22 protein-coding genes are annotated in these 25,112 nt (G+C 59.3%); 17 read left to right on the top strand and 5 right to left on the bottom strand.

The features are described 5' to 3' along the window. From BG455_RS05385 to BG455_RS05335, 11 genes are all read left to right on the top strand, one after another. Nucleotides 1–420, top strand: a complete 420-nt coding sequence (locus tag BG455_RS05385; RefSeq protein WP_425438715.1) for a hypothetical protein — start codon at nucleotides 1–3, stop codon at nucleotides 418–420. 15 nt (nucleotides 421–435) lie between these two features. Next, nucleotides 436–1,473: an NADH-quinone oxidoreductase subunit NuoH gene (gene nuoH, locus BG455_RS05380; protein ID WP_071468934.1), complete on the top strand. Its 1,038-nt coding sequence runs from the start codon at nucleotides 436–438 to the stop codon at nucleotides 1,471–1,473. A gap of 3 nt (nucleotides 1,474–1,476) precedes the next feature. Continuing rightward, nucleotides 1,477–1,968 carry an NADH-quinone oxidoreductase subunit NuoI gene (nuoI, locus tag BG455_RS05375; protein ID WP_071468933.1) on the top strand — a complete coding sequence of 164 codons (492 nt, stop codon included), beginning with the start codon at nucleotides 1,477–1,479 and terminating at the stop codon, nucleotides 1,966–1,968. A gap of 96 nt (nucleotides 1,969–2,064) precedes the next feature. After that, on the top strand, nucleotides 2,065–2,682 hold the full coding sequence (locus tag BG455_RS05370) for an NADH-quinone oxidoreductase subunit J (RefSeq protein WP_071468932.1): 618 nt from the start codon (nucleotides 2,065–2,067) through the stop codon (nucleotides 2,680–2,682). Between the two features lie 70 nt (nucleotides 2,683–2,752). Next, on the top strand, nucleotides 2,753–3,058 hold the full coding sequence (nuoK, locus tag BG455_RS05365; RefSeq protein WP_071468931.1) for an NADH-quinone oxidoreductase subunit NuoK: 306 nt from the start codon (nucleotides 2,753–2,755) through the stop codon (nucleotides 3,056–3,058). 4 nt (nucleotides 3,059–3,062) lie between these two features. Further along, a complete protein-coding gene (nuoL, locus tag BG455_RS05360) occupies nucleotides 3,063–5,027 on the top strand; it encodes an NADH-quinone oxidoreductase subunit L (protein ID WP_071468930.1) in 1,965 nt (654 codons plus the stop codon). Then, the gene (locus BG455_RS05355) at nucleotides 5,027–6,568 is read left to right on the top strand and encodes an NADH-quinone oxidoreductase subunit M (protein ID WP_071468929.1); all 1,542 of its coding nucleotides are present in this window, start codon (nucleotides 5,027–5,029) and stop codon (nucleotides 6,566–6,568) included. Before nuoL ends, BG455_RS05355 begins: the two co-directional genes overlap by 1 nt. Nucleotides 6,569–6,579: 11 nt before the next feature. Continuing rightward, a complete protein-coding gene (gene nuoN, locus BG455_RS05350; RefSeq protein ID WP_071468928.1) occupies nucleotides 6,580–8,019 on the top strand; it encodes an NADH-quinone oxidoreductase subunit NuoN in 1,440 nt (479 codons plus the stop codon). Next, nucleotides 8,009–8,755: a biotin--[acetyl-CoA-carboxylase] ligase gene (locus BG455_RS05345; RefSeq protein ID WP_071468927.1), complete on the top strand. Its 747-nt coding sequence runs from the start codon at nucleotides 8,009–8,011 to the stop codon at nucleotides 8,753–8,755. The genes nuoN and BG455_RS05345 overlap by 11 nt, the downstream gene beginning before the upstream one ends. Before the next feature lie 16 nt (nucleotides 8,756–8,771). Then, nucleotides 8,772–9,560, top strand: coding sequence for a type III pantothenate kinase (locus tag BG455_RS05340; RefSeq protein WP_071468926.1), 789 nt, complete (start codon nucleotides 8,772–8,774; stop codon nucleotides 9,558–9,560). Next, nucleotides 9,557–11,230, top strand: coding sequence for a ribonuclease J (locus BG455_RS05335; protein ID WP_071468925.1), 1,674 nt, complete (start codon nucleotides 9,557–9,559; stop codon nucleotides 11,228–11,230). The genes BG455_RS05340 and BG455_RS05335 overlap by 4 nt, the downstream gene beginning before the upstream one ends. A gap of 118 nt (nucleotides 11,231–11,348) precedes the next feature. Here BG455_RS05335 and BG455_RS05330 read toward each other — a convergent pair whose 3' ends face one another. The 3 genes from BG455_RS05330 to BG455_RS05320 form a co-directional block, all read right to left on the bottom strand. Beyond that, nucleotides 11,349–13,346, bottom strand: a complete 1,998-nt coding sequence (locus BG455_RS05330) for a capsular polysaccharide biosynthesis protein (RefSeq protein WP_071468924.1) — start codon at nucleotides 13,344–13,346, stop codon at nucleotides 11,349–11,351. 5 nt (nucleotides 13,347–13,351) lie between these two features. Continuing rightward, nucleotides 13,352–14,482 (bottom strand): polysaccharide biosynthesis/export family protein, encoded by a 1,131-nt coding sequence (locus tag BG455_RS05325; protein WP_245735482.1) that lies wholly within the window; start codon nucleotides 14,480–14,482, stop codon nucleotides 13,352–13,354. Between the two features lie 89 nt (nucleotides 14,483–14,571). Beyond that, nucleotides 14,572–15,861, bottom strand: a complete 1,290-nt coding sequence (locus BG455_RS05320) for a capsule biosynthesis protein (RefSeq protein ID WP_071468923.1) — start codon at nucleotides 15,859–15,861, stop codon at nucleotides 14,572–14,574. A gap of 166 nt (nucleotides 15,862–16,027) precedes the next feature. On the opposite strand from BG455_RS05320, the gene BG455_RS05315 reads away from it, so the two are divergent. The 6 genes from BG455_RS05315 (at nucleotide 16,028) to BG455_RS05290 (ending at nucleotide 23,456) form a co-directional block, all read left to right on the top strand. Then, a complete protein-coding gene (locus BG455_RS05315; protein ID WP_071468922.1) occupies nucleotides 16,028–16,633 on the top strand; it encodes a riboflavin synthase in 606 nt (201 codons plus the stop codon). 50 nt (nucleotides 16,634–16,683) lie between these two features. Then, entirely contained in the window at nucleotides 16,684–17,466 is a 783-nt protein-coding gene (locus tag BG455_RS05310; protein WP_071468921.1) for a segregation and condensation protein A, read from the top strand. An 8-nt stretch (nucleotides 17,467–17,474) separates the two neighbouring features. Continuing rightward, nucleotides 17,475–18,155 (top strand): SMC-Scp complex subunit ScpB, encoded by a 681-nt coding sequence (scpB, locus tag BG455_RS05305; RefSeq protein WP_071469141.1) that lies wholly within the window; start codon nucleotides 17,475–17,477, stop codon nucleotides 18,153–18,155. A 65-nt stretch (nucleotides 18,156–18,220) separates the two neighbouring features. Further along, nucleotides 18,221–19,381 (top strand): M20 aminoacylase family protein, encoded by a 1,161-nt coding sequence (locus BG455_RS05300; RefSeq protein WP_071468920.1) that lies wholly within the window; start codon nucleotides 18,221–18,223, stop codon nucleotides 19,379–19,381. A 300-nt stretch (nucleotides 19,382–19,681) separates the two neighbouring features. Then, nucleotides 19,682–20,647: a TAXI family TRAP transporter solute-binding subunit gene (locus BG455_RS05295; RefSeq protein ID WP_071469140.1), complete on the top strand. Its 966-nt coding sequence runs from the start codon at nucleotides 19,682–19,684 to the stop codon at nucleotides 20,645–20,647. Nucleotides 20,648–20,750: 103 nt separating this feature from the next. Further along, nucleotides 20,751–23,456: a TRAP transporter permease gene (locus BG455_RS05290; RefSeq protein ID WP_071468919.1), complete on the top strand. Its 2,706-nt coding sequence runs from the start codon at nucleotides 20,751–20,753 to the stop codon at nucleotides 23,454–23,456. A gap of 55 nt (nucleotides 23,457–23,511) precedes the next feature. On the opposite strand, the gene BG455_RS05285 is transcribed toward BG455_RS05290, so the two are convergent. Together BG455_RS05285 and BG455_RS05280 are read right to left on the bottom strand one after the other, a co-directional pair. Continuing rightward, entirely contained in the window at nucleotides 23,512–24,471 is a 960-nt protein-coding gene (locus BG455_RS05285; protein WP_071468918.1) for an NAD(P)H-binding protein, read from the bottom strand. A 71-nt stretch (nucleotides 24,472–24,542) separates the two neighbouring features. After that, on the bottom strand, nucleotides 24,543–25,040 hold the full coding sequence (locus BG455_RS05280) for a flavin reductase family protein (protein WP_071468917.1): 498 nt from the start codon (nucleotides 25,038–25,040) through the stop codon (nucleotides 24,543–24,545). Nucleotides 25,041–25,112: the final 72 nt, after the last annotated feature.

The following is a 25,112-nucleotide window of genomic DNA, read 5'->3' as shown; positions in this document are numbered from 1 at the left end:
GTGATGGCGCGCGCCCTTTTCCCCTACGGTCTGGCCCTGCTCGCCTTTGGCGGGCTGACGGGCTGTTCTTCCGAGGCGACAGGCGCGCGTGCTGCACTCTCTGCGCCTGAGGGGGCAGAGTATCTTGGCGTGCAAACACAACTGCTGGACGCGAATACAGTCAGTTTCATCGTGCGGATGCGCGGTGCGCGCGACAGGGCAGATGTTGTCGCCTATGCGCGTTGTGCTGCGGCGCAATATACGTTAATTCGCGGATACGGTTTTGCACAGCATGTGCGCACAAATGTTGGCCGTTCGGGGGATATCTGGGAAGGGGATGGCGGCTTTGTCATCTCGCCCGATCTGCCAGCGGGCATGCGCAATCTGGATGCCGAAGTGATTGTGGATGATTGCCGGGAACAAGGCATCCCCACGGTGTGAGGAATTGAGGGACGAATGACAGAGTTTCTGCAAACCGGACTGGGAATCACCGTGCTGATTGCGGCGCAATCATTGCTGGTGGTGGGCTTCGTGATGATCAGTCTGATCTTTCTGGTCTATGCCGACCGCAAGGTCTGGGCGGCCGTGCAGATGCGGCGCGGGCCGAATGTCGTCGGCCCTTGGGGGCTGTTGCAAACATTCGCGGATGCGCTGAAATTCGTGGTCAAGGAAGTGGTTATTCCTGCCGGCGTCGACCGGCCCGTGTATTTCCTAGCCCCTTTGCTGAGCTTCGTTCTGGCCATGCTGGCCTGGGCCGTGATCCCGTTCAATGACGGCTGGGTTCTGGCTGATATCAATGTGGCGATCCTGTTCGTTTTTGCGATTGCCAGCCTTGAAGTGTACGGCGTGATCATGGGGGGGTGGGCCTCGAACTCGAAATACGCGTTTCTTGGCTCGCTGCGATCGGCCGCACAGATGATTTCTTACGAAGTGTCGCTGGGTCTGATCATCATCGGGGTGATCATCTCGACCGGCAGCATGAATTTCGGGGCAATCGTCGGCGCGCAGGATACAGGCTATGGCATGCTGGGCTGGTACTGGCTGCCGCATCTGCCAATGGTGGTGCTGTTCTTTGTCAGCGCGCTGGCCGAAACCAACCGCCCGCCTTTCGATCTGCCCGAAGCGGAATCGGAACTGGTGGCAGGGTTTATGGTCGAATACGGTTCAACCCCCTATCTGCTGTTCATGGCGGGTGAATATATCGCCATCTTCCTGATGTGCGCACTGATGTCGCTGTTGTTCTTCGGGGGCTGGTTGTCGCCCATTCCGGGCCTGCCCGACGGGTTCCACTGGATGTTCCTGAAAATGGCGTTCTTCTTTTTCATGTTCGCCATGGTTAAAGCGATCGTGCCGCGCTACCGCTATGACCAATTGATGCGGATCGGCTGGAAAGTGTTTCTGCCATTCTCGCTGGCTTGGGTCGTGCTGATCTCATTCCTTGCAAAATTTGAAGTGCTTGGCGGCTTCTGGGCCCGCTGGGCTGTGGGAGGGTAAGCTATGGGTTTTGACTGGAACCGCGCGATAAAATACGCCTTGATGACGGATTTCATCCGCGGGTTTGGATTGGGCATGAAATATTTTGTCGCCCCTAAACCCACGTTGAACTACCCGCATGAAAAAGGGCCACTCAGCCCGCGGTTTCGTGGCGAACATGCGCTGCGCCGCTACCCCAATGGCGAGGAGCGCTGCATCGCGTGCAAGCTGTGCGAAGCCGTGTGCCCCGCGCAGGCGATCACCATCGATGCAGAGCCGCGCGAGGATGGCTCGCGCCGCACAACCCGCTATGACATTGACATGACAAAATGCATCTATTGCGGTTTTTGTCAGGAAGCCTGCCCAGTGGATGCGATTGTCGAGGGGCCGAATTTCGAATTCGCATCCGAGACGCGCGAAGAGCTGTTTTACGACAAGACGAAGCTTTTGGAGAATGGCGATCGCTGGGAAGCCCAGATCGCGCGCAATCTGGAGATTGACGCGCCCTACCGATAAGCGCAGAGGTGCCGGGTCAAGCCCGGCACTGCGTTGCGCATGAATGACACCGGGCGCGCCAGTGTGCCTGACACGACAAAAGGAAACCCGAGGGACATGGGGATTACCGATATCACATTTTACGCCTTCGCCGTAACGCTGCTAAGCGCGGGGTTTCTTGTCACCATCTCGCGCAATCCGGTGCATTCGGTGCTGTGGCTGATTTTAACCTTTCTCTCGGCGGCGGGTCTGTTCGTGCTGCTGGGGGCGGAATTCATCGCCATGCTGCTGATCATCGTCTATGTGGGTGCTGTCGCGGTGTTGTTCCTGTTCGTGGTGATGATGCTGGATGTGGATTTCGCCGCGCTGAAAGGCGAGATGGCGCGCTATTTCCCGATTGCAAGTATTGTCGGGATTGTGCTGCTGATGCAGATGGCGCTGCTGTTCGGGTCTTGGCAGGAAGCAGAGGGCGCGCGTGCGCTGCGTCAGGCCCCCACACCTGATCTGGCCGAGATGCACAACACCAAAGCCTTGGGCATGATCATTTATGACCAGTATTTCCTGTTGTTTCAGGTCTCTGGTCTGATCCTGCTGGTGGCGATGATTGGCGCCATTGTACTGACCCTGCGCCACCGCAAGAATGTGAAGCGTCAGGATGTCGTGGCGCAGATGCACCGCGACCCCGCCAAGGCGATGGAGCTGAAGGACGTCAAACCGGGGCAGGGGCTGGGCTAGGCCCTGCGCTGCAACTGGAAGAACGAGGGTCCGCAAGTGGCCCCGCATAAACGGAAAACGAGGGACCTTGATGGTTGGACTTGAACATTACCTGACCGTGGCGGCGGCGCTGTTCGTCATCGGCATTTTCGGGATATTCCTGAACCGCAAGAATATCATCATCATCCTGATGTCGATAGAATTGATGCTGTTGTCGGTGAATATCAATCTGGTCGCCTTCTCGTCTTTCCTGAATGATCTGGTGGGGCAGGTTTTCACCATGTTTGTGCTGACCGTCGCGGCTGCCGAGGCAGCCATCGGGCTGGCCATTCTGGTGTGCTTCTTCCGCAACCGTGGCACGATCGACGTCGAAGACGTCAATGTGATGAAAGGCTAAGCGGATGGCTGTAACTGTTCTTCTGGCCCCGCTGCTTGGCGCGATCATTGCCGGGCTGTTCTGGCGCGCGATTGGCGAGCGGCCTGCCCAGATTGTGGCGACGGGCCTGTTGATGCTGTCGGCGCTGCTGTCATGGGTGATTTTCCTGACTCATGACGGGTCTGTACAGCAAATCACGCTGATGCGCTGGATCGATTCAGGCTCGCTTGTGGGCGATTGGGCGATCCGGCTGGACCGGCTGACGGCTGTGATGCTGATCGTGATCACCACAGTTTCGGCGCTCGTGCATCTGTATAGCTTTGGCTATATGGCGCATGACGACAATTTCCGCGAGAATGAGAGCTACCGTCCGCGCTTTTTCGCGTATCTGTCGCTGTTCACCTTTGCCATGCTGATGCTGGTGACAGCCGATAACCTTGTGCAACTGTTCTTTGGCTGGGAAGGTGTGGGTCTGGCCTCTTACCTGCTGATCGGGTTTTATTTCCGCAAGCAATCTGCGGGCGCGGCGGCAATGAAAGCGTTTATCGTCAACCGTGTGGGCGATATGGGGCTGATCCTTGCGCTGATGATCATCTATTTTCTGGTCGATTCCATCCAGTATGACGACCTGTTCGCGGCAGCCCCCATGCTGGCGGAAACAACTGTCAGCTTCCTGTGGACGGATTGGAACGCGGCCAACCTGATTGCGTTTTTGCTGTTTGTGGGTGCAATGGGCAAATCGGCGCAATTGTTCCTGCACACATGGCTGCCCGATGCGATGGAAGGGCCAACACCTGTATCGGCGCTGATCCATGCGGCCACGATGGTGACAGCGGGTGTGTTCTTGGTCGCGCGTATGTCGCCGCTGATGGAATACACGCCCCAAGTGATGGCCTTTGTGGTGTTCATCGGCGCGATGACGGCACTGTTTGCGGCAACCGTGGGCCTTGTGCAAAACGACATCAAGCGCGTGATCGCTTATTCGACCTGTTCGCAGCTGGGCTTCATGTTTGTGGCAGCTGGTGTGGGGGTCTATTCGGTGGCCATGTTCCACCTGCTGACACATGCGTTCTTTAAGGCGATGCTGTTTTTGGGCGCAGGGTCTGTCATTCACGGCATGCACCACGAACAGGACATGCGCAATTATGGCGGGCTGAAAGACAAGATGCCCTACACATTCTATGCCATGCTGATCGGCACATTGGCGATTACGGGTGTGGGCATTCCGCTGACAATGATCGGCTTTGCTGGCTTTGTGTCGAAAGATGCGATCATTGAATCGACCTTTGCTGCGGGTGCCGGCTATGCGTTCTGGGCCTTGGTTGCTGCGGCCTTTATGACCAGTTTCTACAGCTGGCGGCTGATGTTCCTGACCTTCTGGGGCAGTCCGCGCGGCAACAAACACACCCATGAACATGCCCATGAAAGCCCGACTGTCATGCTGGTGCCGCTGGCGGTTCTGGCGGTGGGGTCGGTTCTGGCAGGCATGGTGTTCTATGGGCCGTTTTTCGGGTCCACTGAACAAGTGCGTGACTATTTCGGCGCGGCCATCTTCATGGCTGAAGGCAACGATCTTGTCACCCAAGCGCATTATGTGCCTGCATGGGTCAAGGTGTCGCCCTTCATTGCCATGCTGCTGGGTTTGGGGCTGGCCTATATGTTCTATATCCGCGACACATCGCTGCCCAAGCGGCTGGCCCAGACTTTCCCCGGCGCGTACCAGTTCTTGCTGAACAAATGGTATTTCGATGAGATGTACGAGTTCCTGTTCGTGCGCCCTGCGAAATTCCTTGGCCGGTTTTTGTGGAAGAAAGGCGATGGCGCTGTCATCGACGGGGGCATCAACGGGCTTGCGATGGGGATTGTGCCCTTCTTCACCAAACTGGCCGGACGCGCGCAATCCGGCTTCGTGTTCCACTACGCTTTTGCAATGGTTCTGGGGATTGTCGTGATCGTAACCTTTGTCACGCTGACAGGGGGGGCAAACTGATGTTGAACCTTCTGTCCATTATCACATTCACCCCCGCGATTGCTGCCGCCATATTGGCGATTTTCCTGCGCGGCGAGGATGAGGCGGCGCAAAGCAATGCCAAATGGGTGGCACTTGTTGCCACGCTGGCGACTTTTGCCGCCTCGCTGATCCTGCTGGTGGGGTTTGACCCGCAAGATACCGGCTTCCAGTTTGTCGAAGAACATGACTGGATCATGGGGTTCAGCTACAAGATGGGGGTCGATGGTATCTCGATCCTGTTTGTGATGCTGACAACCTTCCTGATGCCGATCACCATCGGCGCGTGCTGGAATGTCACGCACCGCGTGAAGGATTACATGATCGCGTTTCTGCTGCTGGAAACGCTGATGATCGGTGTGTTCACAGCACTTGATCTGGTGCTGTTCTACCTGTTCTTCGAGGCGGGTCTGATCCCGATGTTCCTGATCATCGGCATCTGGGGCGGCAAGGACCGCATCTATGCGGCGTTCAAGTTCTTCCTGTATACCTTCCTCGGATCGGTTCTGATGCTGGTTGCGATGATCGCCATGTATGTGGATGCAGGCACGACGGATATTCCGACACTGCTGCAACACCAGTTCAGCACTGAAAGCTTCAGCCTGATGGGCTGGCAGGTGTTGGGGGGTATGCAAACGCTGCTGTGGCTGGCCTTTTTCGCGTCTTTCGCAGTGAAGATGCCCATGTGGCCGGTGCATACATGGCTGCCCGATGCCCATGTTCAGGCCCCCACCGCGGGGTCGGTCATTCTGGCGGCAGTGCTGCTGAAGATGGGCGGCTATGGGTTCCTGCGCTTCTCGCTGCCGATGTTCCCTGTGGCAAGCGACATTTTCGCGCCGCTGGTGCTGTGGCTGTCGGCGATTGCGATTGTCTACACATCGCTTGTGGCCTTGATGCAAGAGGATATGAAAAAGCTGATCGCCTATTCCTCGGTTGCGCATATGGGCTTTGTAACCATGGGTATTTTCGCGGCCAACCAGCAAGGGCTGGACGGCGCGATTTTCCAGATGATCAGCCATGGTTTCATTTCTGGCGCGCTGTTTTTGGCGGTGGGTGTGATCTATGACCGTATGCACACGCGCGAGATTGTGGCCTATGGCGGGTTGATCAACCGAATGCCGGTCTATGCGGCGGTGTTTTTGCTGTTCACCATGGCCAATGTCGGCCTGCCGGGCACATCTGGCTTTGTCGGCGAATTCCTGACCTTTATGGGCGTGTTTCAGGTCAACACTTGGGTGGCGTTCTTTGCTGCAACAGGGGTGATCTTGTCGGCAGGCTATGCGCTGTGGCTGTTCCGCCGCGTCGTCATGGGCGAGTTGATCAAGGAATCGCTGAAAGGCATCAAGGATATGGACCGCCGCGAAAAGCTGCTGATCGGGCCGCTGGTTGCGATGACGCTGATCCTTGGGGTGTATCCCGCCCTTGTCACTGATATTATAGGCCCCTCGGTCACCGCGCTGGTTGACGGGCACACGCTGGCATTGCAGGCCCATGAGGCCGCATCCCAGCTTGCACAGAACTGAAAGGTCTTGCGATGATCGGAGCTGATCTCTTTACGGCCCTGCCTGAAATCGTGCTGGCCTTGTTCGCCATGGCGGCGCTGATGGTGGGTGTGTATGGCGGCAAGGACAAACTGGCCGAGCCGATCTTGTGGGCAACCGCAGGGATTATGGTGCTTTTGGGCCTGTTTGCCGGTTCCAAAGGGCTAGAGGCGCAAACCGCCTTTAACGGCATGTATATTGCCGATGCTTTTGCGCATTTCTCGAAAATGATCATCCTGTTTTCGGCGGCAGTGGTGCTGGTCATGGGCCAAAGCTATCTGGCGGCCCGCGACTTGCTGCGGTTCGAGTATCCCATCCTGATCGCGCTGTCGGTGGTGGGGATGATGCTGATGGTGTCGTCAGGCGATCTGATCGCATTGTATATGGGGTTGGAGCTGCAATCACTGGCGCTGTATGTCGTCGCCACAATGAACCGCGACTCTCTGCGGTCAACAGAAGCGGGCTTGAAATACTTCATCCTTGGCGCGCTGGCCTCTGGCCTGCTGCTTTATGGGGCGTCGCTGACTTACGGGTATTCGGGCACAACGCTGTTTGCGGGCATCATCACCACCATCTCGGAAGATGGCATGTCGGTGGGGCTGCTGATGGGGCTGGCCTTTATGCTGGCCGGTCTTGCCTTCAAAGTGTCTGCGGTGCCGTTCCATATGTGGACGCCGGATGTCTATGAAGGCGCGCCAACCCCTGTGACCGCATTCTTCGCCACTGCGCCAAAAGTGGCCGCGATGGCGCTGATCGCGCGGGTTGTGCATGAAGCCTTTGGCGTGGTGCCGGGTGACTGGACACAGATCATCGCCTTTCTGGCGGCGGCGTCAATGTTCGTGGGCGCGATTGCGGCTATCGGGCAGCGCAATATCAAGCGGCTGATGGCCTATTCTTCCATCAGCCATATGGGCTTTGCGCTGGTCGGGCTGGCCGCGGGCACGGCGCAAGGTGTGCAGGCGATGCTGGTCTATATGGCGATTTATGTGACCATGAATATCGGCGTCTTCGCCTTTATTCTGACCATGTCGCGCGATGGCAAGCCGGTGACCGATATCGACAGCCTGCGCCAGTATTCCAAGGCCGAGCCGTTGCGCGCCTTGGCGCTTCTGGTGCTGATGTTCAGCCTTGCAGGCGTGCCGCCGCTGGTGGGCTTCTTTGGCAAATTCTATGTGCTTTGGGCCGCGGTCGAGGCAGGCATGACATGGCTTGCCGTGGCAGGGGTCGTGGCATCCGTAATCGGCGCGTTCTACTATCTGCGCATCGTCTATTACATGTATTTCGGCGAGGAGATCGAGCCGCTGGATACTGTGCGCGCCCCTGTGCAAGCGACATTGCTGGTCGCGTCGGCTGCGATCATGGTTCTGGGGGTGATCAACCTGTTCGGGATCGAGGGCGCAGCGGCGCTGGCGGCAAACGCTCTTGTCAAGTAACTGGCCAGACGGCGTCGGGCGGGTGATCCTGCCCGAAATTGACAGCACCAACGCCGAGGCCGCGCGCATTGCGCCCACGCTGTCCGGCCCCGTATGGATTTTGGCACATCGCCAGACCAAGGGGCGCGGGCGGCGCGGGCGCGAATGGCGTGACCCTGCGGGCAATTTCGCCGCCACCTATGTGTCGCGCCCCGGTGGCCCGCCAGATCAGGTGGCGCTGCGGTCTTTTGTGGCGGCGCTTGCGCTGGATGAAGCGCTTGTCACCCTGACCGGACGGCCAGAGAGTTTCGCCATTAAATGGCCCAATGATGTGTTGCTGCATGGTGGCAAGCTGGCAGGTATCTTGCTGGAAAGCATTGGCCACGGCGCACAGGTGGGCCATCTGGCCATCGGAATCGGTGTGAACCTGCAACATGCGCCGATGGGCGAGGCAGGCGCAGTGCCACCTGTCAGCCTGATGGCCGAGACAGGTATTCTTGCCACCCCAGAGGCGTTTCTGGACATTCTGGCACCGATCTATGCCAGATGGGACCACCAGCTTGCAACTTTTGGCTTTGCCCCCATCCGTCAGGCATGGTTGAACCGCGCCGCGCGGCTGGGTCAAGCGGTCATTGCGCGCACAGTCAGCCAGACATATGAAGGCACCTTCGCCGGGATAGACAGCTCGGGCGCATTGCTGCTGCAAATGCCACAAGAATTGCGCGCAATCCCTGCGGCAGACGTGTATTTCTCATGAGACAGGGGGCAGGCGCATGCTTCTGACAATAGATTGCGGCAACACCAACACAGTGTTTTCGGTCTGGGATGGCACGCAGGTACTGGCGACATGGCGCACCTCGACCGAGCATATGCGCACGGCGGACCAGTATTTCGTATGGCTGTCCACCTTGATGCGCATCAAGGGGGTCGAGCTGGACATCAGCGATGTCGTTATCGCCTCAACCGTGCCGCGTGTGGTGTTCAATCTGCGGGTGCTGTGCGACCGCTATTTCAACTGCCGCCCGCTGGTTGTGGGCAAGCCCGAATGCCTGCTGCCTGTTGCCCCGCGCGTGGATGAAGGGGTCAGGCCCGGCCCTGACCGGCTGGCAAATGCGGCAGGGGCGTATGAACGGTTTGGCGGCGATGTGGTGGTGGTGGATTTCGGCACGGCCACGAATTTCGATGTGGTCGCCCATGACGGCGCCTATGTGGGCGGGGTGATCGCACCGGGTGTGAACCTTAGCCTAGAGGCGCTGCATCAGGGGGCCGCAGCCCTGCCGCATGTCGATATTTCGCGCCCCGACAAGGTGATTGGCACCAATACTGTCGAATGCATCCAATCTGGTGTGTTCTGGGGTTATATCGGACTGATCGAGGGCATAACAGGCCGGATCAAGGCAGAGTATGGTAAACCGATGACAGTTGTCGGAACAGGCGGGCTGGCGCCGCTATTTGCGCAGGCCGAGAACCTGTTTGACAGGGTCGAGGATGATCTGACACTGCATGGCCTTCGCGTGATACACGCATATAACAAGATAAACGGCATCGAGGAGCGAACATGAGCAAAGACAGGCTGATCTATCTACCCCTTGGCGGGGCAGGTGAAGTGGGTATGAACGCCTATGTGTTCGGCTATGGCCCCAAGGGACGCGAGCGCCTGATCCTTGTTGATCTTGGGGTGACCTTTGCGGATATGGATTCAAGCCCCGGTGTGGATCTGATCTTGCCCGACATCACATGGCTGGAAGAACGTCGCGACCGGCTGGAAGCGATTATCATCACCCATGCGCATGAAGACCATGTCGGTGCGGTGGGGTTGTTATGGGACAGGCTGAAAGTGCCGGTCTACGCGCGCGATTTCACTGCGCGGATCGCACGGCTGAAGATGCAGGATGCGGGCCAGGACCCCAAACAGGTGATCACTGTGGGCAAAGCCCCCGAGGCGCTGGAACTGGGGCCGTTCCGGGTGCAGTTCTTCCCTGTCGCACATTCGCTGCCCGAAGCCTCTGGCCTGATTATCGACACGCCGGACGGACGGATCGTGCATTCGGGCGACTTCAAGGCCGATGAAACGCCCGGCGTGGGCGAGCCGCATGACCCGAAACTGCTTGCCGAGATCGGGCGCACAGGCGTCAAGGCGCTGTTTTGTGACAGCACCAATGTGATGAACCTTCATGAAGGCCGGTCAGAGGCCACGCTGAACACACCTGTGGCAGAGCTGATGCGCAGCGCCAAAGGCATGGTCGTGGCCACGACTTTCGCTTCAAACGTGGCGCGGTTGAAAACACTGGCGGTGGCCGCACAAGAGGCGGGGCGCTCTGTCTGCCTGATGGGGCGCGCGATGCTGCGCATGACGCAAGTGGCGCGCGAGGCGGGCATCCTGACAGATTTCCCCCCCACCATCAGTCCTGAAGAGGCGAAATCCATTCCGCGCGAAAACCTGCTGCTGATCGTGACGGGCTCTCAAGGGGAACGGCGCGCAGCTTCCAGCCAGTTGGCGCGCGGCAACTATATGGGGCTGAGCATGAAGGAAGGGGATACGTTTCTGTTCTCTTCCATGACCATTCCGGGCAATGAGCGCGAAGTGGGCCGCGTGGTGAATGCGCTGTCGGAAATGGGCGTAGATGTGCTGGACAATTCAGCGCGGCTCTATCACGTCTCTGGCCATGCCAACCGGCCTGATCTGGTGGCGATGCATGATCTGATTGCCCCGCAAATGCTGATTCCGATCCATGGCGAGCATCGCATGATGCGCGAACACGCGAAACTGGCGCTTGCGCGCGGGATGCGGTCTTTGGTGGTGCCCAATGGGTCGGTGCTGGACCTGACAGGCGATGTGCCGGGGCTGGTTGACGAGGTGCCGACGGGCCGCACCTATCTGGATGGCAGCCGGATGATCGGGGCGATGGATGGCATTATCCGCGACCGCATTCGCATGGCCATTGGCGGGCATGTGTTCGTGACCCTGATTCTGGACGAGGAGAATGAGGCGCTTGGCGCACCTTGGGCCGAAATCGCGGGCCTGCGCAGTGAAGGGCGCGGGGGCAAGATGCTGAACGAGTTGATCGAGAGCGAGCTGGAAGAATTCGTCTCGCGCGCGGGTCACAAGGTTCTGGCGGATGATGACAAGCTCAATGACGGGTTGCGCCGTGTTGTGCGGCAGGTGGTGATGGAAGAGATCGGCAAAAAGCCGGAAGTGACCATTGTTGTCAGCCGTTTGCTGAATGACTGACCATACGTGACCTGATTGCGGCCTTCGGCCAGGTCTATTGTGAAGGGGGGCTGGCGCCCCCCATGCAGCTTGCGCTGCATTCCCCCCATTTGAGTATTTAAGGCAAGAAAATGGAGGCTTAGCGCCAGAGAGGGGCGAGGCTTGCAAAAGCGCCTTGCAGTTTTGCCAGCAAGCGCAAGACCGGCGGGCGGGGCGTGGTATGTGTTGCGAGGCGCTCAAGTGCGACTTCAGGCGGGCAGGGCTGACGCGAGACGGGATCGTAATAGCGCGGATAGGCGATCAGGGCTGCATGGGCGAGGGCGGCAAGGCCGGGGCGCGCGATGCGGCGCGCAGGGATATTGCCCATATCGGTTGTCAGCCCCCAACCTGCATAGAATGGAGCGCCGAATGTGGTCACAGGCACATCGCGCAAGAGCGCCTCGAACCCCATTGTGGAGGTCATTGTCCAGAGTTCATTCACATGGTCAAGCAAATGGGCGGGATCGCTGTGATCGAGGACAAGATCGGCATGCAAAAGCGCGTCCTGTCGGGGAATGGCACCGGGTCTGAGGCCTGCTTCGACATCGGGATGGGGTTTGTAGAGGATGATCGCCTTCGGATTGCGGCGGCGGGTTTCGGCAAGCAGCGCAAGATTGGTGCGGATCGCGCCAGCGCCCAATTGGATCGAGGCGTCGTCTTCGACCTGACCGGGGACAAGAATACGGTGGCCCAGGGGCAGATCAGGGAGCGGGCGGTCGAGGTTATATTTGCTGAGCCTTTGCGCACGGATCCGCGCAACAAGGGCTGTGGCGCGTGCCTCACCGCCCGGTGGGGGGGGGGCTGCGATCAAGGCTTCCAAGCGCGACGGGGTGGATGGATCGTAATACAGCCCAAGATCATCGGCCACCAAAGACACAGGCGGGGTCAGTTCCGCGCCAAGCCCGCGCGAGCGCAAGAACCCGTCTTCGATGCGGATGGCATGCGCAGGCCCAGCCGCCATGCCCCAGACCAGCGCGGGCTGGTTCGTGCGCGCCGCCTTTGCAAAATGCAGTTTTTTCCAGCGCCCGAAAAAGGCTTGCAGATGCGGGCGTTTCCACAGCCGCATGTTGAGAGCGGCATAGCCGTTGCGGTCTTCGCGCCACGCGCGGGTCAGGGCTTCCAGATGGTCGAGCGCATCTTCGAACGGGCATAGCCGGTCGCGGCAGGGATCATACCATTTGGGATAAAGCAGCATTGCGGCGGCGAAAAGCTGCGCACGGGTCAGTTTGCGGCGGCGTCGGGGATGCGGGGTGTGATCACAGCTTAGCCCCCAGCCTGCATAAAAGGGCAGGCCAAAGACACGGGGCTTGTGGCCTGCAAAAACCGCCTCGAACCCCAGTTGCGAGGAGACTGTATAGACCGCAAGCGCACCTTCCAGCAATTCCCATGGCGAGACCGGGTCTGACAGAAGCGTGATATGGTCTGCTGTCGCATCTGCCGGTGTGAAATGGCCGTGACGGTGGCCTTGCGCGGTTTCGGGATGGGTGCGGATGATGATACGCGCGCCGGGGAAATCCAGTTGCGCCTGAACCAGCATCTCGCGGAACAGATGCGCGGGAAGGGGGCCATCAAGCCCGCCATGGGTGAGAGAGGCATCGCCGCGCACCTGATCGACGACCAGCACATAGCCCGGATCGGGCGCGCGCAGCGCGGGGTCATGGGCTGCGTATTTGGACAGTTGCAGCGCTTTCAGACGCGCCATGCCAAGGCGCGCGCGTTCTAGAAGCGCGTGATCATCCAGCGGGTGGGTGGCCAGCAGGGTTTCAAGATCGGACGGGGTTGCGGGCGCATAATAGGCCCCTTGCGTGTCGATCAGCAGGCCCAGTGTCGGCTCTCCCGCGCGGCCGGGAAAGAGCGAGCGTAAAAACGCGTCTTCAACGCGCAAGATACCGGCACCGCTGCGCGCAGCAATCTTCTCGCCGCGCGCGGCGCGGCGGGCATGCCCCCAGACAGCGATTTTATCGGTGGCTTGCGGCCAGCCAATGCCTATGGGATGCCCTGCAAGCGCCATGATGCGGCGAATGCGGCGCGCCTGCCTGCCCATGCCCAGAAATCCGCCCGAATAGGCGTAAACACGGGCAGACGGGGTGGGCGACATGCGCCTTAGTCGACAGTGCGGCGGACATTTCCGGCCGCAGTCAGGCTGCCGGTCAATGCCGAGATCTGGCGCGCCCAAAGCACGGAAGCTGCCTCGGTCACAAAGATTGTATCGCCGTCACGGATTTTGAAATCGCGCGCGTTGAACATGCCTGTGGGCGCGGTCAGATCCAGCACATAGACAAAGCGCACATCCGTCACAAACTGGCCCATGCCAATGATTTCGGTTGCGACATCGGGCACTTCATCGCGGAAGATAAACACGCCTGTCGGGTCTGCGCGCAACGGGTCCAGCCCGCCGACCATGGCGATGGCGTCAATCGCGGAAATCTGGCGGGTGTCGAAAGTCATGCGGTTGGTGCTGCCTGTCGCACCCAACACAGTGAAGGCGCGCTGGTCCTGCCGCAGCAAAATACGGTCGCCCGCGCGCATCGCAATATCGAGCGAGGGGTCGGAATAGATGTCTTGCAGCCATGCCGAGTCTTGGCGGTTGCCGCGCGTGACCAGCACTTGCGCTGTCTCTAGCGGAATGCTTAGCCCGCCCGCCGTGGCGATCATGGAACTTAGCCGGTTGGTGGCACGCGTAACAGGATAGACGCCCTGCGCGCCAACCCCGCCGGTGACAGACACAGTTGCCCCGTCACCAGCGGTACGCGCGACCATGACTTGCGGATCGGGGGTCTGTTCGTCAAGCGAGCGGGTCAGGATGCGGCGCAGCGCATCGGGCGTGTTGCCTGCGGCGCGAATGCGGCCTGCATAGGGTACAAAAATATAGCCCGCATCATCGACCTGAATTTCCTCGACCAAGGCGTTATTGGCGCCTGCCGGGGCAAGCAGCCCCTCGGGCACATTCTCATAGACATTCAGGCGGATCACATCGCCGGGGCGGATCGTGTCGCCGCCCATCAGCGCGCCCGCGCGCAGCGCATGGCTGAAGCCCAGCGCCTGTGGGCGGTTGGCGGCCTCGCTGACGCGCTTGTTCACCATGATAATATGCGCATCGCCCGAGCGCATGACCGAGCCTTCAAAAATTTCCTTTTTGCTGGGTCCGTCGCGGGACACAGCGCAAGATGCAACCAAAATTACAGCTGTCATCAGGGCCAGTTTGCGGCCCAGAATAAAATAACTTGCCAACACTGCTCGGGCTCCTTCGTGGGTATGCCTCAGATTTTTGGAAACGATACAGGTTTCTTGTGAAAACGCCAAGCTTTGAAGCAGTGTGGCCCCTAGCGCACCATGCGCAACTGTTGCCTTGGTGCCGCGTCCCCGCGGATCAATGCGGTATAGGGGTCATCGGGGGCCAGCATCATATCTACCAGATGTCGCATCAGCTGCCTGCGGCCCCCCAACGAATAGTAGCCCCCCGGCACTTGCGAGGTTTCGAGCAGGAAATGCCGGTAATCGCGATAGGCGCGCGCATCCGGGCGTTTGGGATGGGCGAAAAAGGCGCGAATGGACTGATCAGAGACAAATTCGGGCTTGTCATAGACCGCGCGGCCAAAAACGCGCAGCGGCATGCCCCGCCATAACACCTGTTGTGCGGCTGTCGAATTGACCGTAACGCCCGAGCGTGCGTGGTTGAGAAGCCGCGCAAGTTTGCCCCCGCGCAAGAAATGAACCCGCCCGTCAAGGCCATGCGCCTTTATCAGTGTGCGGATCGTTTCGCGGATGGGGGCGCGGCCATCTTCCAGCGGGTGGGCTTTGATCACCAGATGGTGGTGTTGCGGTGCCCCCCGTGCAAAACCTGAAAACACTTTTTCCAGAAATTGGGTTTGCGACTGGAACGGACTATGCGCGCGAAAGCTGCTGTCATGTTCTAGTTGCAGCAACACCAGATGATAGGGAAAGCCGCCATTGCGCACGCGCCAGCTTGCAATGTGACGCTCGATCGAGTGCAAGGGCATCAGCCACAGGCGTTTCATATAAAGCGCGAATTCCTGCCGGACCGTTAAATCCCGATGCGGCCTGAAATTGCGGTAGCGCCGGTTAAAGGCCATGACGCAGAAATGATACAGCGCCCCATAAAAGACATGCTGGCGCATATCGCCCCAATGCGCAGGCGGATCGGGCAGTTCCAGATCGCATTTTTCCAGCGCCTTGCGCATCTCTGGCAGGCCGATCTCCATCAGGGCGGAATTGCCGTTTGCCCCGTCGCGTTCATATGTGACCCAATAGGGCCGCAAATACCCTTCCTCGAATATATGGATTGTCAGGCCCAGTTCGCGGGCGGCAGTGATGGCCTGCGCATGAACAGGGCGCACATCGCCGTATAAGGCAATATCGGTGATCTGGTGCTGCGCGATAATCTCTCGGATGCGCTGCGGCCATGCGTCGGGGGTTTCGCTGAAGGGGATGTAGCTTGCCTTGTCGCGCCAGAAAAACGCATCGCCCTGATTGAAGCCAACCCGCCAAACCTGCGCACCGGCTGCGCGCAACCCTTGCGCCAACCGGCTGAAAAACCACCCATGCGGCCCCTGCAAAAACAAAAACCGTCTGTCGTCACCGCCTACGCCCATGACATCATTCCACTTACGTTACCAAACCAACGCGCCTGTCAGCATTTCGCTTTGACGCGATATGCGACACAATGATCTGAAAATGCGGTAGATTTATGGCGCGCTTGTCATCAAGCGGGGCGCGCGTTACCTCTGCCATCAAAGCAGGTCTTGGAAAGGGTCAGACATGTTCACGGGGATCATTACGGATATCGGTGAAATTCTTGCATTGCAGCAAGAAGGCGATCTTCGTGCGCGCATTGCAACAGGCTATGACATGACAGGTGTCGATCTGGGGGCGTCCATTGCATCGGACGGGGTGTGTCTGACCGTGGTTGCAAAAGGGCCGGACTGGTACGAGGTGCAGGTCTCTGCCGAGACTGTGTCGAAAACCAATCTGGGGGATTGGACAATTGGCAAGCGTGTCAATCTGGAACGCGCGCTGAAAGTGGGGGATGAACTGGGCGGCCATATCGTCTCGGGCCATGTGGATGGCGTGGCCGAGGTTGTGGGCCTGACCGAGGTGGGGGGTAGCACAAGGCTTTTGTTCCGCGCGCCAGACCATCTGGCAGGGTTCATCGCGCCGAAAGGGTCTGTGGCGCTGGACGGCACATCGCTGACTGTAAACGATGTGTCGGGCGCGGAATTCGGCGTCAATCTTATTCCCCATACCAAGCAGGTCACGACTTGGGGTGATGTAAAGATGGGCGACAGGATCAATCTGGAGATTGACACGCTTGCGCGTTATGTCGCGCGGCTGCGCGATTGGGAACGCCATATGGACAGTGCATGATGGACAGCGCCCTTGGCCACAGCGTATGATTGCTGAAAACAAGGCAAACCATGGCCGACACATTCGACACAGATGACAGCATAAGCGCGCGGCGAGAAGCCGAGGCGCTGATTGTCGATGTGGACGGGTTTGAGGGGCCGCTGGATGTGCTGCTGACACTCTCGCGCACTCAAAAGGTTGATTTGCGGCGCATATCGGTGTTGCATCTGGCCGAACAATATCTGGGCTTTGTGGAACGCGCGCGCGCACTCAGGATAGAGCTGGCGGCAGATTATCTGGTGATGGCAGCGTGGCTGGCCTATCTGAAATCGCGCCTGCTGTTGCCACCAGACCCGACAGAGGAAGGGCCAAGCGGCGCGGAACTGGCCGCGCATCTGGCCTTTCAGCTGGAACGCCTGCAAGCCATGAGAGAGGCGGCGGCGCGGCTGATGGGGCGCGACCAGAAAGGGCGCGACTTCTTCGCGCGCGGCGCACCAGAGGCGCTGGCGGTGAACCGCAAAACCGTGTTCGAGGCCAGTCTGCTGGATTTGATGCGCGCCTATGCACGGCTGCGCACGCGCGACGAATTTCGTCCCTATGCCTTCGACCGCTCGGACATATACCCCTATGAGGCCGCATTGGCGCGGTTGTCCAAACTGGTGCCGGGGGCTGCGGACTGGACCAGCCTGCAAGCCTATCTGCCCGAAGGCTGGCGCGGGGCGCCCGCGCGGCAACGCTCGGCTATTGCGTCCACCTTTGCGGCCACGCTGGAACTGGCCAAGCAAGGCCAGATCGAACTGCGCCAGTCCGACACATTCGCCCCCTTGCATCTGCGCCGCAAAACCGGGCAATGAGCGGTGATATGACAGATAGTCCCAACGCACCGCCGCGCAGCCGGCCCAATGCGGCAGACAGCCCCAGCCTGTTTGCCGCGCCCCCATTGGCCGAACAGGAACGCATGATCGAAGCGATCCTGTTTGCCTGCGCCACCCCCCTTAGCCTGTCGCAGATCTCAGAGCGCTTGCCCCCCGGATGTGACGCGGCAGAAGCGCTGGTGCATCTGCGTTCGCGCTATTGCGGGCGGGGGGTAAATCTGGTGCGGGTGGGCGATGCCTATGCGCTGCGCACCGCGCCCGATCTGGCATGGCTGATGCAAACCGAACGGTTGGAAACACGCAAACTGTCGCGCGCGGCGATCGAGACGCTTGCCATTATCGCCTATCACCAGCCTGTCACCCGCGCCGAGATCGAGGAGATTCGCGGCGTGGCCGTGTCGCGTGGGACGATTGACCAGTTGCTGGAACTGGAATGGATCAGGCTGGGGCGGCGCAGAATGACACCGGGGCGGCCTGTCACCTTTGTCGTGACAGAGGCGTTTCTGGACCATTTCGGTCTGGAGAGTGCGCGCGATCTGCCGGGGCTGAAAGAATTGCGCGAAGCGGGCCTGTTGGACAGCCGCCCCCCACCGGGCCAGACTTCCTTGCCTGATGATGAGGCAGAGGACGGACCAGAGCGCGGCCAATCGGAACTGTTCGAGGATTGACGCCTTGTAGGCTGCGAAAGGCCGCATTAGCTTCATCATATCCCTACAACCTTGTCAGGACCATTATGCCCATCCGCAACCGTTTCGCCGAAATGCTGCCCGAGATTGCCGCCTGGCGGCAGGATTTCCACGCGCATCCCGAATTGCATTTTGAATGCCACCGCACTGCGCATATCGTGGCCGACAAGCTGCGCGCGTTTGGCTGTGATGAGGTGGTCGAGGGGATTGCGGTCACAGGGCTGGTGGGGCTGATCCACGGGCGCAAATGCAGCTCTCGCCGCGTGGTGGGCCTGCGGGCGGATATGGACGCGCTGCCGATCTTTGAGGCGACAGGTAAGCCCTATGCCTCGATCCATCATGGTAAAATGCATGCCTGCGGCCATGATGGGCACACCGCCATGCTGCTGGGGGCTGCGAAATACCTGTGCGAGACGCGCAATTTCGACGGCACAGTTGCGGTAATTTTCCAGCCCGCCGAAGAAGGCGGGGCAGGGGCCAAGGTGATGTGCGATGCGGGCCTGATGGAACGCTTCGGCATTCAGGAAGTCTATGGCATGCACAACCGTCCGGGCCATCCGCTGGGCGAGTTCAATATCAGGTCAGGCGCGTTCTATGCGGCCTGCGACGAATTCCGCATCACAGTTGAAGGGCGCGGCGGGCATGCGGCCAAACCCCATGTGACAGTTGACCCGACCTTGGCGGCCAGCCACCTTATTCTGGCGCTGCAAAGCATTGCCAGCCGCAATGCAGACCCCACGCATAATATTGTGGTGTCGGTTACAGGCGTGCGCTCGGACACGCAGGCGCATAATGTGATTGCGCAGCGGGTGGAGTTGCGCGGCACCATCCGCACCCATGACGCCGCCTTGCGCAAGCTGGCCGAAACGCGGCTTCATGCCATCGTCGAGGCCAGCGTGGCCGCTTTCGGTGCGCGCGCAGAGGTGGAATTCATGCAGGGCTACCCTGTCATGGTCAACCATGACGCCGAGACGGAAATCGCGCGCAAGGTCGCGCTGGACGTGTCCAGCCAATGCCTTGATGCGGGGTTCAACATGGGCGGAGAGGATTTTGCCTATATGCTGGAAGAACGCCCCGGTGCCTATATCGTGCTGGGTGCGGGCGACGGGCCAGGGCTGCACCACCCCGAATATGACTTCAATGATGAGATTATTCCCTACGGGTGCAGCTGGTATGTGGGCATTGCGGAAACACGCCTGCCATTGTGATCAGACTGTGCAGATCAGGCCCAAACCACGCGGGTTTTCAGGTGTAAAACACCCCAGATTAGCGCATGCCCCGTGCATATGCAGCACATTACCTTGCGTCAATTTTCTGTGATTTTCCGTATTTTACATGTGTAATCAAAGAATTGAGAGCGCGTCTAAACAAAGACGTGTTTGAGGGTTGACTCCGATCTGTTGTCGCAGTCCACTTGGGGAATGGGAGGTGCCTACACGCCCGCAAGGGGCGTGGCACCGTAACCCTTTTGCTGCATCACGAAAGCAGCGTCAAACATGGAGGATCACATGAATAAACCCCTTACCGCTGGCCTTGTGGCCGCAGGGATGATGATGGGCACGACTGCGCTTGCGCAAGATACCTTCATCTCGATCGGGACAGGCGGCGTCACAGGCGTCTACTATCCCGCAGGTGGTGCGATTTGCCGCTTGGTAAACCGCGACCGTGCCGAACATGGCATCCGCTGCGGTGTCGAATCAACAGGCGGGTCGGTGTTCAACGTCAACGCCATCCGTTCGGGCGAGTTGGAATTCGGTGTCGCGCAATCCGACATCCAGTATCACTCGTTCAATGGCAGCCAGCAGTTTGAAGGTGATGGCGCATTCGAGGGGCTGCGTGCCATCTTCTCGCTGCACCCCGAACCCTTTACTGTGGTTGCGCGGGCAGATTCCGGCATTACCACTTTCGAGGATCTGCGCGGCAAGCGTGTAAATATCGGCAACCCCGGTTCCGGCCAGCGCGCGACAATGGATGTCGTGCTGGAAGCCATGGGCTGGACAGTCGATGATTTCGCCCAGACCAGCGAATTGCCCCCTGCCGAACAGTCACTGGCAATGTGCGACAACAATGTAGATGCGATTGTCTATACTGTTGGCCACCCGTCGGGCGCGATTCAGGAAGCGACCACCGCTTGCGATACTGTGCTGGTGAATGTCGATAATGACGAAATCCGCGCATTGGTTGAAGAGCGGGGCTATTACCGCATGGCAACCATCCCCGGTGGCATGTATCGTGGCACGTCCGAGGATATTACCACCTTTGGTGTGGGCGCGACTTTTGTCAGCTCTGACGCGGTCAGCGATGAAATCGCCTATCAGGTGACACGCGCCATTTTCGAGAACCTTGACCAGTTCACAGCATTGCACCCTGCACTTGCCAATCTGGACCCAAGCGAAATGGTCAGCGACGGTCTGTCAGCACCGCTGCATTCGGGCGCCGAGCGGTATTTCCGCGAAGCTGGCCTGATCGAGTGATCTGACACCACAACCCTTCTGCGCGGCGTGTCACAACGCGCCGCGCAGATTTTGTTGCGACGACATTGCAAAAATATAATCAGCATCAATAGGGGGCAGCCGTATGTCGACTGCGCAAAAGCCGAAAGCGCGTGAATTCTCGGATGATGAATTATCGGATTTGGTTGCCAGCACCGATTCGGGGGGGCGCACCCCAAAAAACCGCATCGTTGCGCTGCTGATTGCATCTATCGCGTTTATCTGGTCCGGTTTTCAAATCTGGATTGCTGATCCGCAATTCGCGCTGGCGCAGCATATCCCGTTTGCACGGATCATCGGGTCGGACATGACGCGGCCCATGCATCTGACATTCGCGCTGTTTCTGGCGTTTCTGGCCTATCCGGCATTCAAAGGCTCTCCGCGCAGCTATATTCCGCTATATGACTGGGCGCTTGCCTTTGTCGCGGCGGGGTCTGCGTTTTATGTCTTCTGGTTCTCGCGCGAGTTGTCCGGCTCTGCCCGCCAAGGGCGGCTGACGCAGGTGCAGACGGCAGATGTGCCAATTCTGAACAATTTTGAAGGGCTGATCGGATCGACGATCTATCCGCAAATTATCGTCGGCACCATCGGCCTGATCCTGCTGCTGGAGGCGTCGCGCCGCGCGCTTGGTCCTGCGCTGACCATCGTGGGCAGTATTTTTCTGGCCTATAGCTATTTCGGCCAGGGCTGGCTGATCCCTGACCTGATCGCGCATGAAGGGCGCAGTTTCAACGGCATTATCAACACGCAATGGCTGTCCACCGAAGGGGTGTTTGGCATTCCGCTAGGGGTCTCGACGGCATTTGTGTTTTTGTTCGTTCTGTTCGGCGCGCTGCTGGATAAGGCGGGCGCGGGCAATTATTTCATCAAACTGGCCTTTGCGGGCCTTGGGCATTTGCGCGGCGGCCCTGCGAAAGCGGCGGTTGTCGGGTCTGCGGCAACGGGGCTGATTTCCGGCTCGTCCATCGCCAATGTGGTGACCACGGGTACATTTACCATTCCGCTGATGAAACGCGTAGGCTTCACTTCCGAGAAGGCAGGCGCGGTCGAAGTGTCGTCATCGGTCAATGGCCAGATCATGCCGCCGGTTATGGGGGCGGCTGCGTTCCTGATGGTTGAATTTGTCGGCATCTCCTACTTGGAAGTCATCAAGCATGCCTTCATCCCCGCCGTGATTTCCTATATCGCGCTGGTCTATATCGTACATCTGGAAGCGCTGAAAAATGGCATTCCAGCCCTTGGCGAAGGGGCCAGCCTGCTGACGATGGCGTGGAAAACGGCTGTCGGCTTTGTGGTGACGGGGGCTGCATTCTACGGGGTGATCGCGGCGGTCGGGTTCTTGCGCGACGCAGCACCTGCGATTTCCACCCTTGTCACAGTGCTGGCGCTACTGGGCATCTATCTGGGCTGCCTTTTTGTGGCATCCAAACGCCCTGATCTGGAATTGGACGACCCCAAGGCGAAAGACATCAAGCTGCCTGTCATGCGAGAGGTGTTTCCGACAGGGCTGCATTACCTATTGCCCATCATCGTGCTGATCTGGTTTTTGATGGTCGAGCGGCAGTCGCCTGCGAAATCGGCCTATTTCGCTGTCATGACCATGCTGTTCATCATCCTGACGCAGCGCCCCTTCAAGGCGCTGTTGCGCGGGCAAGCCGATGTGATTGCGCAATTCAGCCTTGGGGTGAAAGATCTGGTCGATGGCATGATTTCAGGCGCGCGCAACATGATCGGAATCGCGGTGGCGACCGGCGCGGCAGGGGTGATTGTGGCGACTGTCACCCGCACGCCCATTGGCACCGAACTGGCCGGACTGGTCGAGATGCTGGCGCTTGGCAATCTGTTCCTGATGCTGGTGCTTGTGGGGCTATTCTCGCTGGTGCTGGGCTTGGGGTTGCCGACAACGGCAAACTACATTGTGGTGTCGTCGCTGATGGCCACCGTTGTGGTGTCGCTTGGCGCGCAAGAGGGGCTGATCGTGCCGCTGATTGCGGCGCATTTGTTCGTGTTCTATTTCGGGCTGATGGCGGATGTGACGCCGCCTGTGGGGCTTGCGAGTTTCGCGGCCTCTGCCGTGTCGGGCGGTGATCCGATAAAGACAGGGTTTCAGGCGTTTTTCTACTCCTTGCGCACGCTCGCGTTGCCGTTCCTGTTTATCTATAACCCGACGCTGATCTTGTACGGGGTTGATCTGGGCACGACTGCGGGGGTCTTGCAGGCGGTGTTCATCTTCATTGTGGCAACCTTTGCCATGCTGCTATTTGCCGCCGCCACCCAAGGGTATTTCCTTGCACGCTCGAAACTGCACGAATCTGCGGCACTGTTGCTTGTGGCTTTTACACTGTTTGTGCCCAATTTCTGGCTGGACCGCGTGCAGCCAGAGTTCAACCGCCTCTCGGGGCTGGAGTTCGAGCAGGTGCTTGAACAGGCCGAGGCAGGGGACCAGTTGCGCCTTGAAGTGACCGGGCCGGATTTCAACACCGGCCAGCCGCGTTCGGTCACGCTGGTGCTGAATGTGGATGAAACGCCACCCGCGCAGCGGGCAGGGCAGACCGGCTTGTTCCTGATGCCAGACTCTGACCGGATGGTGCTGGATGAGCCGATGTTCGGCTCGCCCTTCCAAAGCGCGTTGGGGGATTTCGACTTCTATGGCCGCGAACAGGTTGAATTGTCGGCTGTGCTGCGCCCTGCGGACAGGCTGCCAGAGCAACTGTTCTACATTCCTGCCTTGCTGCTGCTGTTCGGGGTTATTTTGCTGCAACGGCGGCGCCAGACCCAGCCTGCATTCTGATCTGCCCGCTCTGCCCGAAATCGGGCAGGGCGGTGGCCCCCTCGACAGGAAGCGGCTAGAACATGGCGTGTTCGCCCAGATCGGCCTCAACCTCGCCTTGGATCATGCGTTGGTAATGGTCGCGCAAGCTATCCTCGCCGAAAGCGGGGGTGGCTTTTGCGTCATAGCGGCCTGCGTCCTTATCCCAGACCAGCATGGATTCAGTGGCGTAATAGCGCCCGATACGGGCGAATTCAGCCTTTTCCGCCAGTCTGGGGCTGGCCCGCCCCAACAGCACCAAAACGGCGATAATCGCATCCATCATGCGCAGGGGCACATGCCGAAAGCGGGGCGGCTTTCCCGCCACTTCAAACAGCAATTCGCCCTGTGCGCGCGGGGTCAGGGCAGGGCCGGGGCCGCCAATGGGCAGAATGCGGTTCTCTCGATCAGGCGCATCAATGCAGCCCACAATATAGCGCGCAAGGTCGCGGTCGCTGATCGGGGTGCAGGCCGTCATTTCGCCATTTCCGAACAGCAAAAACGGCTTGCCCGCCTGCACCCGTTTCACCTGCCCCGACAGGGATTTGAAAAACGCAGTGGGGCGCACGATGGACCAGCGCAGGCCAGAGGCCATCAACACCCCCTCGAACGCCAGTTTGGCGCGCTGGAATTCCAGCAGCGGCTTTTGCACACAAATCGCGGATAACAGAATGAATTGGCCGATGCCTGCGTCCTTCGCTGCCTGCAAGATGTTGATATGGGACTGGTAATCGACTGCCCACGCGTCTTTCGCACGGCCGGAGCGTGAGGCCATGCAAGAGATCACCACATCCGCGCCGCAATCCGCAATGCTGGCCGCAATCGCCTTTGGGTCGTTCAGATCAACGCCGATACTGCGCACCCCATCGGGCAGTGTCGCAGTTTTGTTTTGCCGCAGTAGGCAGGTTACCTTATGCCCTTGCGCCACCAGTTCCGACAAGGTTGCGCGTCCAATTGTGCCAGTGGCACCCAGCAGGATTACGGAATGGGGTGTCATAACTACGGGCCTGTCAAGTTTTGTTGACAAGTCTCGCCTGTTTCAACGCGCGGCACAAGCCCTGCGCGGGGTCACGGCGCGTCAATCGTGCCGTAATGGCCCGCGAAAAAACTTAGCCCCGCGCCCGTCGATGTGCTGACGCGCAACACCTCACCCACAACGATGGCATGGTCCCCTGCGGGGTAGATTGCATGGCGGCGGCATTCAAACCGCGCAAGGCAGCCTGCCAGCAAAGGCACATCGCCAAAGCCTGTGGTCACATCGGGCAAGTTGAAATTCAGACCGTCTTTTGCGAAATGCTGCGCCAGCCCCATCTGGCCTGCGGCAAGGACATGGATGGCGAAATACTCGGCCTCGGCAAAGGCATCGAAACGGCGCGAGAATTTTCCCGGTGCCCACATGACCAACGGCGGATCAAGCGAGAGGGACGCAAAACTGTTTGCGGTAATGCCCAGCGGCCCCTTGTCGCTTTGGGCTGTCACGACAGTGACGCCGGTGGCAAAGCGCCCCAGCGCATCGCGGAAGGCGCGCGCATGTTCTGCGTCCGGTGAAAAGCTGTGTTCACTCATAAAAGACCCGTCCATCCTGTCACATCCCTGCCTGCTGATATGGCGCGGGACGTAAGCCTTTGTGCGCGCGCG

This window comes from Roseinatronobacter thiooxidans (assembly GCF_001870675.1).
Classification (GTDB): domain Bacteria; phylum Pseudomonadota; class Alphaproteobacteria; order Rhodobacterales; family Rhodobacteraceae; genus Roseinatronobacter; species Roseinatronobacter thiooxidans.
The sequence above is the reverse complement of the archived record's forward strand: the minus strand, read 5'-3'. Positions and strand labels throughout refer to the sequence as shown.

What these genes read in the sequence shown, in the direction of transcription:
- nuoH (WP_071468934.1), top strand. Translation starts at nt 436, where the DNA reads ATGACAGAGTTTCTGCAAACCGGACTGGGAATCACCGTGCTGATTGCG.
- nuoI (WP_071468933.1), top strand. Translation starts at nt 1,477, where the DNA reads ATGGGTTTTGACTGGAACCGCGCGATAAAATACGCCTTGATGACGGAT.
- BG455_RS05370 (WP_071468932.1), top strand. Translation starts at nt 2,065, where the DNA reads ATGGGGATTACCGATATCACATTTTACGCCTTCGCCGTAACGCTGCTA.
- nuoK (WP_071468931.1), top strand. Translation starts at nt 2,753, where the DNA reads ATGGTTGGACTTGAACATTACCTGACCGTGGCGGCGGCGCTGTTCGTC.
- nuoL (WP_071468930.1), top strand. Translation starts at nt 3,063, where the DNA reads ATGGCTGTAACTGTTCTTCTGGCCCCGCTGCTTGGCGCGATCATTGCC.
- BG455_RS05355 (WP_071468929.1), top strand. Translation starts at nt 5,027, where the DNA reads ATGTTGAACCTTCTGTCCATTATCACATTCACCCCCGCGATTGCTGCC.
- nuoN (WP_071468928.1), top strand. Translation starts at nt 6,580, where the DNA reads ATGATCGGAGCTGATCTCTTTACGGCCCTGCCTGAAATCGTGCTGGCC.
- BG455_RS05340 (WP_071468926.1), top strand. Translation starts at nt 8,772, where the DNA reads ATGCTTCTGACAATAGATTGCGGCAACACCAACACAGTGTTTTCGGTC.
- BG455_RS05335 (WP_071468925.1), top strand. Translation starts at nt 9,557, where the DNA reads ATGAGCAAAGACAGGCTGATCTATCTACCCCTTGGCGGGGCAGGTGAA.
- BG455_RS05330 (WP_071468924.1), bottom strand. Translation starts at nt 13,346, where the DNA reads ATGTCGCCCACCCCGTCTGCCCGTGTTTACGCCTATTCGGGCGGATTT.
- BG455_RS05320 (WP_071468923.1), bottom strand. Translation starts at nt 15,861, where the DNA reads ATGGGCGTAGGCGGTGACGACAGACGGTTTTTGTTTTTGCAGGGGCCG.
- BG455_RS05315 (WP_071468922.1), top strand. Translation starts at nt 16,028, where the DNA reads ATGTTCACGGGGATCATTACGGATATCGGTGAAATTCTTGCATTGCAG.
- BG455_RS05310 (WP_071468921.1), top strand. Translation starts at nt 16,684, where the DNA reads ATGGCCGACACATTCGACACAGATGACAGCATAAGCGCGCGGCGAGAA.
- scpB (WP_071469141.1), top strand. Translation starts at nt 17,475, where the DNA reads ATGACAGATAGTCCCAACGCACCGCCGCGCAGCCGGCCCAATGCGGCA.
- BG455_RS05300 (WP_071468920.1), top strand. Translation starts at nt 18,221, where the DNA reads ATGCCCATCCGCAACCGTTTCGCCGAAATGCTGCCCGAGATTGCCGCC.
- BG455_RS05295 (WP_071469140.1), top strand. Translation starts at nt 19,682, where the DNA reads ATGAATAAACCCCTTACCGCTGGCCTTGTGGCCGCAGGGATGATGATG.
- BG455_RS05290 (WP_071468919.1), top strand. Translation starts at nt 20,751, where the DNA reads ATGTCGACTGCGCAAAAGCCGAAAGCGCGTGAATTCTCGGATGATGAA.
- BG455_RS05285 (WP_071468918.1), bottom strand. Translation starts at nt 24,471, where the DNA reads ATGACACCCCATTCCGTAATCCTGCTGGGTGCCACTGGCACAATTGGA.
- BG455_RS05280 (WP_071468917.1), bottom strand. Translation starts at nt 25,040, where the DNA reads ATGAGTGAACACAGCTTTTCACCGGACGCAGAACATGCGCGCGCCTTC.